This is a genomic window from Variovorax sp. YR634, from assembly GCF_900106655.1.
Lineage (GTDB): Bacteria > Pseudomonadota > Gammaproteobacteria > Burkholderiales > Burkholderiaceae_C > Variovorax.
In genome coordinates, this window is sequence record NZ_FNOL01000002.1 from 282,808 (window position 1) to 294,588 (window position 11,781).

The 11,781-nt window shown below is 64.6% G+C and carries 12 protein-coding genes and 2 tRNA genes; 3 read left to right on the forward strand and 11 right to left on the reverse strand.

The window, feature by feature from the left end; translation table 11 throughout:
* Positions 1 to 222: 222 nt before the first annotated feature.
* Both BLV60_RS05550 and BLV60_RS05555 read right to left on the reverse strand, forming a co-directional pair.
* Positions 223 to 298, reverse strand: a tRNA-His gene (locus BLV60_RS05550).
* 78 nt (positions 299 to 376) lie between these two features.
* Positions 377 to 1,009 (reverse strand): YbhB/YbcL family Raf kinase inhibitor-like protein, encoded by a 633-nt coding sequence (locus BLV60_RS05555; protein ID WP_093051182.1) that lies wholly within the window; start codon positions 1,007 to 1,009, stop codon positions 377 to 379.
* A 208-nt stretch (positions 1,010 to 1,217) separates the two neighbouring features.
* On the opposite strand from BLV60_RS05555, the gene BLV60_RS05560 reads away from it, so the two are divergent.
* Positions 1,218 to 1,466: a GlsB/YeaQ/YmgE family stress response membrane protein gene (locus BLV60_RS05560; RefSeq protein ID WP_007830716.1), complete on the forward strand. Its 249-nt coding sequence runs from the start codon at positions 1,218 to 1,220 to the stop codon at positions 1,464 to 1,466.
* A gap of 43 nt (positions 1,467 to 1,509) precedes the next feature.
* Positions 1,510 to 1,842: a hypothetical protein gene (locus BLV60_RS05565; protein WP_093051185.1), complete on the forward strand. Its 333-nt coding sequence runs from the start codon at positions 1,510 to 1,512 to the stop codon at positions 1,840 to 1,842.
* Between the two features lie 12 nt (positions 1,843 to 1,854).
* Here BLV60_RS05565 and BLV60_RS05570 read toward each other — a convergent pair whose 3' ends face one another.
* From BLV60_RS05570 to BLV60_RS05595, 6 genes are all read right to left on the reverse strand, one after another.
* Complete coding sequence (locus tag BLV60_RS05570) at positions 1,855 to 2,529, reverse strand: histidine phosphatase family protein (RefSeq protein ID WP_093051187.1); 675 nt, start codon at positions 2,527 to 2,529, stop codon at positions 1,855 to 1,857.
* Positions 2,530 to 2,650: 121 nt separating this feature from the next.
* Entirely contained in the window at positions 2,651 to 4,570 is a 1,920-nt protein-coding gene (locus BLV60_RS05575) for a peptidyl-prolyl cis-trans isomerase (RefSeq protein ID WP_093051190.1), read from the reverse strand.
* Between the two features lie 76 nt (positions 4,571 to 4,646).
* A tRNA-Val gene (locus BLV60_RS05580) sits at positions 4,647 to 4,722 on the reverse strand.
* A gap of 29 nt (positions 4,723 to 4,751) precedes the next feature.
* Positions 4,752 to 5,024, reverse strand: a complete 273-nt coding sequence (locus BLV60_RS05585; RefSeq protein ID WP_007830705.1) for an HU family DNA-binding protein — start codon at positions 5,022 to 5,024, stop codon at positions 4,752 to 4,754.
* 210 nt (positions 5,025 to 5,234) lie between these two features.
* Positions 5,235 to 6,320 (reverse strand): tartrate dehydrogenase, encoded by a 1,086-nt coding sequence (locus BLV60_RS05590; RefSeq protein ID WP_093051193.1) that lies wholly within the window; start codon positions 6,318 to 6,320, stop codon positions 5,235 to 5,237.
* Positions 6,317 to 7,267, reverse strand: coding sequence for an alpha/beta fold hydrolase (locus BLV60_RS05595; RefSeq protein WP_371127354.1), 951 nt, complete (start codon positions 7,265 to 7,267; stop codon positions 6,317 to 6,319). The genes BLV60_RS05590 and BLV60_RS05595 overlap by 4 nt, the downstream gene beginning before the upstream one ends.
* Before the next feature lie 38 nt (positions 7,268 to 7,305).
* On the opposite strand from BLV60_RS05595, the gene BLV60_RS05600 reads away from it, so the two are divergent.
* Complete coding sequence (locus BLV60_RS05600; RefSeq protein ID WP_093051196.1) at positions 7,306 to 8,265, forward strand: LysR substrate-binding domain-containing protein; 960 nt, start codon at positions 7,306 to 7,308, stop codon at positions 8,263 to 8,265.
* Between the two features lie 12 nt (positions 8,266 to 8,277).
* Here the strand turns inward: BLV60_RS05600 and BLV60_RS05605 are convergent, their stop codons facing one another.
* Genes BLV60_RS05605 through uvrC form a run of 3 tightly spaced genes read right to left on the reverse strand, consistent with a single transcriptional unit; the run spans position 8,278 to position 11,741 of the window.
* Positions 8,278 to 9,165, reverse strand: a complete 888-nt coding sequence (locus tag BLV60_RS05605; RefSeq protein ID WP_093051199.1) for a DMT family transporter — start codon at positions 9,163 to 9,165, stop codon at positions 8,278 to 8,280.
* Positions 9,162 to 9,728, reverse strand: coding sequence for a CDP-diacylglycerol--glycerol-3-phosphate 3-phosphatidyltransferase (gene pgsA, locus BLV60_RS05610; protein ID WP_093051202.1), 567 nt, complete (start codon positions 9,726 to 9,728; stop codon positions 9,162 to 9,164). The genes BLV60_RS05605 and pgsA overlap by 4 nt, the downstream gene beginning before the upstream one ends.
* A 48-nt stretch (positions 9,729 to 9,776) precedes the next feature.
* Positions 9,777 to 11,741: an excinuclease ABC subunit UvrC gene (gene uvrC, locus BLV60_RS05615; RefSeq protein WP_093051205.1), complete on the reverse strand. Its 1,965-nt coding sequence runs from the start codon at positions 11,739 to 11,741 to the stop codon at positions 9,777 to 9,779.
* Positions 11,742 to 11,781: the final 40 nt, after the last annotated feature.

Below are 11,781 nucleotides of genomic sequence, written 5' to 3' on the forward strand. Positions count from 1 at the left end.
CGCGAAAAAATTGGCGGCGCATTGCATTAATGCAACAACTCGCAACATAAAGCGCACCACTTTGGACGCGTTATATGCAAGTGAGATGGGGAAAAGAGTCCGCGGCGCGCAGGCAGAAGAAGAAGTTGCGGCGGCCAGAAATGGCAACGCCGGGGCAAGCCCGGCGCTGTGATCCTTTGAGCGCTATTGCGCAATAGCACAAAGGAGATATGAGATATTTTTTGGGGTGGCTGATGGGACTCGAACCCACGACGACCAGAATCACAATCTGGGACTCTACCAGCTGAGCTACAGCCACCGCAGAGCCTACGATTGTAGCGTTAAAAATCGCGGTTTTGACGGCAGCAATCAATGGCGAGGCTTGAAAGCCACATTTTCACCCGGCCGCCATTGGCCCGCCCGGGGTCACACCCTCCTGAATCTTGATCGAGCCATCAGATCTCTCGTGCGTGCCGATCAACAGTCCGCTGGCAATAGCGTGTCCGTGCAAGGCATCGACGATTTCGTCGCGGCCGGGAGTGTCTGAAAGCTCCGGAACGCTTCCAAGCGCAAACAACTGGAACGCGTATCGATGGACCCCGTGCCCAGGAGGCGGGTCGGGCGGCAGCCAAGCTGCCTGCAGCGTCGAATTGCGCCCAACGTGCAATCCCGCGCCCTCGTTGCCCTGACTGGGAATGGCAGCCTCGGCCAGCGCCCCGCTGTCCGCCGCAAGATTCACCACGATGGCATGTACCAGCGGATTCGGCGTGGGTGAATCGGCGTCTTCCACAATCAGCAGCAACGACGCCGCGCCAGCCGGCAAGCCGGTCCACTGGAGCGGCGGCGATACGCCTTCGCCATCAGCGGTATAGCGCCTCGGCAGCGGCGCATGGTCCGCAAAGGCCACACTGGTGAGCGCAATGGAGGCCATCCCTTCCCGCATGCCGAGAGTGTTGAAGACGATGTTGTCCAAGCCGGCGCGCACACCCTGCAGCGCCTGGCCGATGACTTCGGGCAGTTTTTCGAGCATGCGAACGGTGTATCGCGGCGCTGGCAGCGGACCTGTAGGACGCGGCGCAGCCTCCACGTCACGAAGTCCGGCACAAATTCTCGTGTGCCTGTTCGATGTGCATCGCCGGCACCGGCACGCATATCGCTCCGCTATCATGAATGCGGCCCGCGCAGACGGGCATGGCTTCTGGCCACTTCCACCACTTCACCACCAAAGGAATTTCTTCATGAGCATCGTCTGGACTATTCTGATCGGGTTCGTCGTGGGTCTTGTGGCACGGGCCGTCAAGCCGGGCGACGACTCCGCAGGCTTCATCGTCACCACCATCATCGGCGTCGCAGGCTCGCTGATCGTCACGTACGTCGGCCAATCGCTGGGCTGGTACACCGCCGGCCAGGGCGCTGGCTTCATCGCCTCCGTGCTGGGCGCGATCGTGCTGCTCATCATCTACGGCCTGATCAAGCGCAAGAGCTGATGCAAAAAAGGGGCCGTGCCGCTCCGCGCGCACGGCCACTGTGATGCCCCGCAAACCACGCGCCAAGCATCATGTCTATGTGGTCGAACTCGACGACCGCGTATGGAACAACGGCCGCTTCAGGCGCGCCAACCCCGACTACCAACTCGGCAAGCCCTTCGTCTACGTCGGCATGACCGGCCTGGACCCCGACATCCGTTTCGACAAGCACAAGGCCGGCATCCAGGCCAACACCTTCGTGCAGGAGTTCGGCCTTCGCTTGCTGCCCGCGCTCTACGAACGCTACAACCCGATGACCTACGAAGACGCGCGCCTGATGGAGGTCGACCTCGGCATCGCGTTGCGCAAGGCCGGCTACGGCGTTTGGCAGGCCTGATGCGGCAAGCCTTCAGGAGTAGGTGATCCAGTCTTCATACGCCGGACCATCCAGGTGCGGCAGCGTGTTGTAGGTCACGAGCATGTGCCGCTTGGGCGTGAAGGCGAACTCGGTCACCGACGTATTGCGGATGCGCAGGTTGAGCTCGATCGTCGTCTCGGAGCTCGTACCGAGCACATGCCCCACTGCCGTGCTGATCGGCCCTCCGCTCGACACCACCAGTACCTTCGCGCCATGGTGCTTGTCACGCACGTGGTCGAGCGCCGTCGTCACTCCAGCCAGAAAGTCGACATAGCTCGGCATGCCGACTGGCGCCGTCTTGCCCTGCATCCACGCGCTCAACCCTTCGCGCAGCAGGCGGAAGTGGTGACGGTACATCTCGGGCGAATCGGGCTTCTGCAGCTGGCCTTCGTGGATGGTGGCGATGACCGCTTCGCTGTCGTACTCGTTGAGGCCGGGCCACGGCAACACGTCGTCGCGCTCGAGACCAAGGCCCTTGGCGATGCCTTCCCACGTCTGGCGATGGCGCTTCAACGTGCCGGTGATGACGGCATCGAACTTCATGCCGCGCTCACGCCAGTACTCACCGAGGCGAACAGCTTGGCGATGTCCGAGTTCGCTCAGGTTGTCATAGTCGGCAGCGCCAAAGCTGGCCTGCCCGTGGCGCACGAGGTAGAGGGTTCCCATGCACGGGATTCTGGCAAGAAGCGAAGACGCCGCTTGTCCCTCGTGCGACCAATTCGCGCGGCCATGAAAAAAGCCCGAGCCTTTGATTGGCTCGGGCTTTGTCTGGCGACGCTCGTGTGTATCAGCGGCCCGCAGCAGTCGGCAGCGTTTCTGCCGGCTTCGGCACCAGGATCTCAGCCTTGAAGCGGTCCTTCAGCATGTTGTAGTAGGCGGCATCTTCAGCCGCGGACACGGACTGGCCGACCTGCGCCTGCTCCTGTTTTGCGAGCTCGGGTGGTGGCGGCGTACGCGGAACAATCTTGGTCACGCGGACCACGGAATAACCCTGCACGCCGAGGTCCACGCCCACGATCGCGGGCAGCTTGGAGCCATCCGCTCGCAGCGCGGCGTCGATGACCGGCAGCGGCTGCGATTGCGCGTCGCGGCGCGACACCGTCACGGGTGCACCGAAGGTCGCACCGTCCGCCTTGGCGGTCCACGCGGCGAGCTTGGCTTCGCCCTCGGTCTTGGCCAGCACCGCGGCGCGCTCGGTGACGAGCTGCGCACGGATCTTGTCCTTCACGTCGGCCAGCGGCACCGGGTGCGCCGGCGTGTACTTCGTCACGCGGCCCGATGCGAGCTGGCTGGGGCCGACTTCAATCGCTTCGGTGTTCTGCTTGCGGTCAAGCGAGTCGGCTGCAAACAGCGCGCTCAAAAAGTTGCGACTGGCCAGCGGACCGGCGGCGCCCGGTGCAGGCAGGCGCGCGACGTTGTCGGCTGTCTTGATCGTGAGCTTCAGCTTGTCGGCAGCCGGCTTGAGGCTCTCGGGCGACTGGTAGACCGCATCGGTGAATGCCTCGGCAGCCTTCGCGAATTCCTGTGTCGCCTGCTGCGAGCGCATGTCGTTCTCGATGGTCGCGCGCACTTGCTCGAAGGGCGGCACCTGCGCTGGTTTGACCTCGTTGAGCTGAACGATATGGAAGCCAAACTCTGACTCGACTAAGTTGCCAATTTCGCCCTTCTTGAGCGCGAATACAGCATCGTCCAATGGCTTGGCAATGAGACTCCCCTTTGGCCCCATGTCAAGCTGACCACCACTTTTCGCCGTCAGATCATCTTGCGAGTTTTTCCTGGCCAAGTCGGCGAAGGTGTTGGGCGCCTTCTTCACATCGGCCAGCAGTTGCTCGGCCTTGGCCTTGGCCTTTTCGCGGTCGGCGGCAGACATGCTGGCTGGCGCGGTGATCAGGATGTGGCTGGCGCGGCGCTCTTCCTTGGTGCCGAAGCGCGAGGCGTTCTGTTCGTAATAGGTCTTGAGGTCGGCCTCGTTCACGACGACGTTCTTCTTGGCCGCCTCGAGGTCGAGCACGAGGTACTCGATGCTGGCCTGCTCGGGCGCCTGGAACTGTGCCGTGTGGTCCTTGTAGTAGGTCTCGATGTCGGCATCGCTCACCGTCACCTTCGATGCGAAGCTCTCGGGGCTGAAGCGGGCCACCTGGATTTCGCGGCTGTCGTAGAAGGCGTTGATGGTGGTGGCGGCCAGTGCCGGCGGTGTGAAGCCTGTATCCGAAATGCCCTGCGCGACCTGTTGCAAGCTCGCCTGTGCCCGTACGTTGGCCTTGTATTGCTCGACCGATTGGCGTTGCTCCTGCGCAAAAAGTTCGGCATTGAATTTGTTCGCGCTATCGAAATAGCGGTCGAGCCCCCGGTCTTGGGCGACGATACGCTTCATGCGTTCATCCGAAATCACAAGGTTTGACTTGCTCGCTGCTGCCGCCAATACCCGCTCTTTCACCATGCGTTCTAGCGTTGCGTAGCGCAACGCATCCGATTCGAGCACGGTCGGATCAACAGTAGGCATCTGCTGGCGAATGCGATCGGTCTCAACGCGGTGCTGCTGATCCCATTCGGGCTTCGTGATGTCGTGGCCCTCGATGCGGGCTACCTTCTCGTCGCGACCGGAGCCCTGGTAGCGCTCGACACCGAAGAGCACGAACGAGGGAATGATCAGCAAGAACAAGAAAATCATGACGATCTTGTTGTACTTGCGGAAGAAATCAAACATGCTTGAACACTCTTTTTCGACGGCTGTCGGACGGCAATAAAAAAGGCGAACTGGTGTTCGCCTTTGCATCTGGTGGTGGTGGGTGCTGAGGGGCTCGAACCCCCGACCTACGCCTTGTAAGGGCGCCGCTCTACCAACTGAGCTAAGCACCCCACCGGGAATACTTTCCGAGTCTAACGTCTTAGTTCAGCGCGTCTTTCAGCGCCTTGCCCGGACGGAACTTCGGGATCTTGGCTGCCTTGATTTTAATCGCGTCGCCGGTGCGGGGATTTCGACCAGTGCGAGCCGCGCGTTTGCCTACTGCGAAAGTGCCGAAACCGACGAGCGAAACGGAGCCGCCCTTTTTGAGCGTGGTACGAATGGCGCCGATGGTGGATTCGAGCGCACGGGTCGCTGCGGCTTTGGAAATATCGGCGTTCTTTGCGATGTGCTCAATCAGTTCGGTCTTGTTCACAAGGGCCCCTTGTAGAAAAAAAGTTGGTCGGCTTCCGTCAGCTGCGACCTGGCCGCAAACGGTGCGACTCAAGAGCCTGGCAGGCCTGACGCCTCGGCAGCGCACTGCCAGCGAGGATTACAACCACTGGTCTGCAGGGTGTCAATAAGACACAGAGCCATGCCGATCAGCGGAGCGCGCGATTTTAGGGGCCTTTCGTGAACTCCTTTTTCAAAGCGCCTCGGCGATCGCCTTGCCGAGGTCGCTGGTGCTGGCCGTCCCGCCGATGTCCGGGGTGCGTGGTGCTCCGCTTTGGGGCGCGAGCACCTTCTCGATGGTCGAAAGAATGGCGTCGTGCGCCTGCTTGTGGCCCAGAAACTCCAGCATCATCGCGCCGCACCAGATCTGCCCGATCGGGTTCGCGATGCCCTTGCCGGCGATGTCGGGCGCCGAGCCATGCACCGGTTCGAACAGCGAAGGCGTGGTGCGCTCGGGGTTGAGATTGGCGCTCGGCGCGATGCCGATGGTGCCGGTACAGGCCGGGCCCAGGTCCGACAGGATGTCGCCGAACAGGTTGCTCGCCACCACCACGTCGAAGAAGTCGGGCCGCTGCACGAAGTGCGCGGTGAGGATGTCGATGTGGAACTTGTCGAGCGTGATGCCCGGGTAGTTCTTGCCCATCGCGGCCACGCGCTCGTCCCAGTACGGCATGGTGATCGAGATGCCGTTCGACTTGGTGGCGCTGGTCAGATGCTTCTTCGGCCGCGATTGAGCGAGCTCGAACGCGAACTTCAGTACCCGGTCGACGCCCACGCGCGACATCACGGTTTCCTGCACCACGATCTCGCGCGGCGTGCCCTGGTACATGCGCCCGCCAATGCTGGAGTACTCGCCCTCGGTGTTCTCGCGCACGATGTACATGTCGATCTCGCCGGGCTCGCGCGGCGTGCCGTCGCGCCGCACCACGGGCGCGATGATGCCGGGCATCAGGCGTGCCGGACGCAGGTTGACGTATTGGTCGAACTCGCGGCGGAACATCAGCAGCGAGCCCCACAGCGACACGTGGTCGGCAATCTTCTCGGGCCAGCCGACCGCGCCGAAGAAAATGGCGTCGTGCCCGCCGATCTGGTCCTTCCAGTTGTCGGGCAGCATCTGGCCGTGCTTCTCGTAGTAGTCCCAGCTCGAGAAATCGAAGTGGTCGAACTTCAGGTCGATGCCGAATTTGCGCGCCGCGGCATCGAGCACGCGCACGCCCTCGGGCATGGTTTCCTTGCCGATGCCGTCGCCGGCGATGACTGCGATTCTGTGGGTGCTCATGGGTTGGCTCCTGCGTGTGCGTGTTGTAGAGGTAGAAAGAATGCCTGGGCCTCGGCGAGCAACTCGTCCGGAGCCTCTTCGGGAACGTAGTGGCCGCACGGCAACGCACGGCCCGACACATCGGCGGCGCGGTCGCGCCACAGCGCGAGCACGTCGAAGGCCTTGCCGACTGCACCATGCTCGCCCCACAGCACGCGCAGCGGCTGCGCCAGCTGCCGGCCGGCGGCGATGTCTTCGCGGTCGTGCACGAGGTCGATGGTGGCGGAGGCGCGATAGTCCTCGCAGATGGATTCGGCGGTGCCCGCGATGGCGGCGCAACGCTCGTATTCGGCCAGCACCTCGGGCGCAAAAGGCGCGAGGCCGGCATGCCGCCCGCCCATTACGCTGCGCACGTAGCGCACGGGGTCGGACGCAATCAGCGCCTCGGGCAGCGGCGGCGGCTGAATCAGGAAGAACCAATGCCAGTAGGCCTTGGCAAATGCTTCGGAAGTCTGCTCGTACATCGCGAGCGTGGGTGCAATATCGAGCAGCAGCATGCGCTCGACTGCTGCGGGATGGTCCATCGCGAGCCGATGAGCCACACGCGCGCCACGGTCGTGCGCCAGCACGCCGAAGCGCTCGAAGCCGTGATACCGCATGGCGGCGAATGCATCGAGCGCCATCTCCCGCTTGCTGTAGACCGCGTGTTCGGCATCGACCGCCGGCCGGCCCGAATCGCCGTAGCCGCGCAGGTCGACCGCGACCACCGTGAACCGCTCCATCAATGCCGGCGCCACGCGATGCCAGATCGCATGTGTCTGCGGATGACCGTGCAGCAGCAGCAAGGGAGCCCCGCTCCCGCCGATACGGCCGTGGATGCGCACGCCGTTGCGCTCGATGTCGAAAGTGGGAAGGGAAAGAAATGAGGCCGTCACGGGAACGATTGTGCGTTGCGCCTCCACGATCATCAAGCAACAATCAGCCAATTCATACTTTCCGATCTGGCATGAATCAACCCTCGATGGACCGCGGTGACCTCGCACTGGTACTGGCCATTCGCGACCACGGCAGCCTGGCGGGCGCGGCAGCCACGCTCGATGTCGTGCCCTCCGTCATCACCAAGCGGCTGGGCGCGCTCGAAGCCCGCCTGGGCCAGCGCCTGTTCGACCGCACCACCCGGCGGCTCAGCGTCACCGCCGAAGGCGAGGCGGTCTGCCTGCATGCGCGAACACTGCTCGACGGCTTTGCCGCACTCGAAAGCGAGCTCGGCGAACGCCAGAACGAGCTGACCGGCACAGTCCGCCTGGCCGCGACATTCGGCTTCGGCCGGCGCTGGCTCGGACCGGCGGTGGCGGCCTTTCAGGCGCGGCACCCTGCGCTGCAGATCGAGCTGATGTTGACCGAACAGTTGCCCGACCTCGGTGCCGAAGGCTACGACGGCGCGGTCTGGCTCTGGGCCGTGCAGCAGCGCCATGCGGCCGACTGGGTCTCGCGGCGCATCGCGCGCAACCAGCGCGTGCTGGCGGCGTCGCCCGGCTACCTGAAGCGCCGTGGCACGCCGGCCACCGTCGAGGCACTGGCTTCGCACGATTGCCTGGTCGCCCGCGAGAACGGCGATGCCAGCCAGCGTCAGTACGCGCTCTGGACCCTGCGCCATGCGCGCGACGGCAGCACGGCGCGCGTGCGTGTTCAAGGGCCGCTGGCCAGCAACTCGGGCGAGATGGTGCGCGACTGGTGCGTGGCCGGGCACGGCGTCATGCTGCGCAGCCTGTGGGACATCGCACCGCAACTCGCGAGCGGCGAACTCGTGCGCGTGCTGCCGCAATACGCGATGGCGGAAGCTGACATCCACTGGATCGCGCCCTGGCGGCCGAAGACGCCGCGCCGCGTGCGCCTGCTGGTCGATCACCTCGTGGAGCAGTTCCGCGGCGAGCCCTGGAAGCCCGGCAAGGCCGGCGCACGTTAAGAAACCGGCCGCTCAGCGCCCGCTGCGCACCACGAGACTCACGCCCACCGCGGTGAGCGCAATGCCCAGCACTGTCACCAGCGTGATCGGCTCGGAGAACAGCAGCCATGCCATCACTGCCGTGCAGGGCGGCACCAGGTACAGCAGGCTCGTGACGGCCGTCGCCGTGCCGCGCTGGATCAGCATGTAGAGCAGCGAACTGCCGCCCAGCGACAGCGCCAGCACCGACCACGCCATCGCGCCGCCCGAGTACGCGTTCCATTCGATGCCTTGAGACTCCAGCGCAGCGAACGGCAGCGTGACCAGCAGCGCCGCCGCCATCTGCACGGCGCTGGCACTGCGCACGTCGCAGGGCGCGACGAAGCGCTTCTGATAGAGCGTGCCCGCTGTGATACACAGCAGCGCCATCACCACCAGTGTCATCGTCAGCGCATTGACCTCGGCGCCCTGCCCGAACTTGCGCGACACCACGAGCACCAGCCCCGCAAAGCCCAGCACAAGCCCGGCCCACTGCCGGCCCGAGATGCGCCCGCCGTTGAACGACATCCACACCGCCGTCAGCACCGGCTGGATGCCGACCAGCAATGCCACCAGCCCCGCGCCCATGCCGGCATGCACCGCGGCCCACACGCCACCCAGGTAGCCCGCCTGCATCAGGATGCCCGTGACCGCCAGGTGCCCCCACTGCGCGCGCTGCCTCGGCCACTCGACCCGCGCCAGCGCGACCCACACGCCGAAGCACACCAGCGACAAGGCGAAGCGCACGGCCAGGAACTTGAGGGGTGGCGCATACGGCATGCCGTAGCGCGCGACGATGAAACCCGTGCTCCAGATCAGCACGAAGACCGCCGGCATCGCCCGCAGCCAGCCCCCGCCGGGGGCCGTGGCCGCCGAGGTCATTTGGTGCGGGCCCGGATTTCCGGAATGGCCTTCTGCAGGTAGTACACCATCGACCAGATGGTGAGCACGGCTGAGATCCAGATCAGCCACTGGCCCCAGACGCCGGTGTCGATCACCTTGAACAGGCGCCCGTCATAGAGCAGGAACGGAATGGCGATCATCTGCACGGTCGTCTTGACCTTGCCGATCATGTGGACCGCCACGCTCTTGCTGGCGCCGATCTGCGCCATCCATTCGCGCAGCGCCGAGATGGCGATCTCGCGGCCGATGATGATCAGCGCCACGAACACGTCGGCCCGGTTCAGGTGCACCAGCACCAGCAGCGAGGCGCACACCAGGAACTTGTCGGCCACCGGATCGAGAAAGGCCCCGAAGGCCGAGGTCTGATTGAGCCGGCGTGCCAGGAAGCCGTCGAGCCAGTCGGTTGCCGCAAAGACGATGAACATGACCGTGGCGATCAGGTTGCGCATCGGCTCGGCCATCGGCAGGTAGAACACACCGACGATCAAAGGGATCGCGACGATGCGCGTCCAGGTCATGATGGTCGGTAGTGTCCAGAACATCGCTTGATTGTGTCATGGCGGAAGTAACCCCCTTCGGGGGTCACGCCCTCAATGCAACGCCTTGTAGATTTCCTCCGCCAGGTCGGAGGCAATGCCCTCGACCGACGCGATGTCTTCCACGCTTGCCGCAGCCACGCCGCGGATGCCGCCGAAGCGCTGCAGCAGCCGCGCACGCCGCTTCGGCCCGATGCCCGGAATGTCTTCGAGCTGGCTGCCGCCGACGCGTACCTTCGCACGCTTGGCCCGCATGCCGGTGATGGCGAAGCGGTGCGCCTCGTCGCGGATCTGGGCCACCAGCATCAGGGCAGCCGAGTCTTTGCCCAGGTAGACCTTCTCGCGGCCGTCGGCGAACACGAGTTCTTCGAGCCCGACCTTGCGGCCCTCGCCCTTCTCGACCCCGACGATCAGCGACAGCGGCAGACCCAATTCGCCGAACACTTCGCGCGCCATCGACACCTGCCCCTTGCCGCCGTCCACCAGCACCAGGTCGGGCATGCGTGCGGTCCGGGGCTTCGGCGGCGCGTCTGTGTCGTCGCTTTCGGCGTCACCCGGAGGCAAGGCATCGGTCTCGGCCGCCATGGCCTCTGCCAGCTTGCCGTAGCGACGATGCAGCACCTGGCGCATGGCCGCATAGTCGTCGCCAGGCGTGATGCCTTCGATGTTGTAGCGGCGGTACTCGCGGTTCTGCATGGTGTGGTGCTCGAACACCACGCACGAGGCCTGCGTCGCCTCGCCCGCGGTGTGCGAGATGTCGAAGCATTCGACGCGGAAGTTGTCGAGGTCGTCCGATGCCAATTCGAGCGCATCGACCAGCGCGCGCGTGCGCGCCTGCTGCGAGCCCTCTTCGGCCAGCAGCCGGGCCAGCTGCAGCTTGGCATTGGTCTCGGCCATTTCCAGCCAGTGCCGGCGCTGCTCGTGCGGCTGGAACACCGCCGTCACGCGCGCGCCGGCCTGCTGCGAAATCGCCTCGATCAGCTCGCGGCTCACCTGCTCGCTCAGCACCAGCGTGGCCGGCACAGGCACGTCGATGTAGTGCTGCGCGATGAAGGCCTCGAGCACCTGCACTTCGATCGGGTCGGCGGCAACGGGCGGCGCATCGTCTCCATCGTCGTCAAGTTCGCCGTGATGGATCTGCGCCGCGTCTTCCACGTGCACGGGAAAGTACGGCCGGTCGCCAAGGTGCCGGCCGCCGCGCACCATCGCGAGGTTCACGCAGGCCTTGCCGCCTTGCACCTTCACAGCCAGGATGTCCACGTCCTTGTCGGACGCGATCTCGATCGACTGCTGGTGCAGCACGCGCGAGATGGCCGACATCTGGTTGCGCAGTTCGGCCGCCTGCTCGAACTCGAGCTTCTCGGCATGCGCCGTCATGCGCTGTTCGAGCTTCGAGAGCACGAGTTGCGTGTCGCCCATCAGGAAGGCTTCGGCGCTGGCCACGTCCTGCGCGTAGGCCTCGGGCGCGATGTAGCCGACGCACGGCCCGCTGCAGCGCTTGATCTGGTACAGCAGGCAAGGCCGCGTGCGGTTGGCATACACGGTGTCCTCGCAGGTGCGCAGGCGAAACACCTTCTGCAGCAGCTGTATCGATTCCTTCACCGCCCAGGCGGTCGGGTACGGCCCGAAGTAACGGTGCTTCTTGTCGACCGCGCCGCGGTAGTAGGCCAGCCGGGGGAACTGGTGCGACGCGATCTTGAGATAGGGATAGCTCTTGTCGTCGCGGAACAGGATGTTGTAGCGCGGCTTGAGCGTCTTGATCAGGTTGTTTTCGAGCAGCAGCGCCTCGGCCTCGGAGCGCACCACCGTGGTTTCCATGCGCACGATCTTCGAGATCATGTGGCCGATGCGGGTGCCGCCGTGGCTCTTCTGGAAGTAGTTGGCAACCCGCTTCTTGAGGTTGCGCGCCTTGCCCACGTAGAGCACCGCGCCCGCCGCATCGAAATAGCGGTAGACGCCGGGCAGCTGCGGCAGGGCCGCGACTTCGCTCAGCAATTGATCGGAATGCACGTCTGACATGGCGGCTATTGTGGCGCGCGGCACGCGGTGCGGCGCCCGC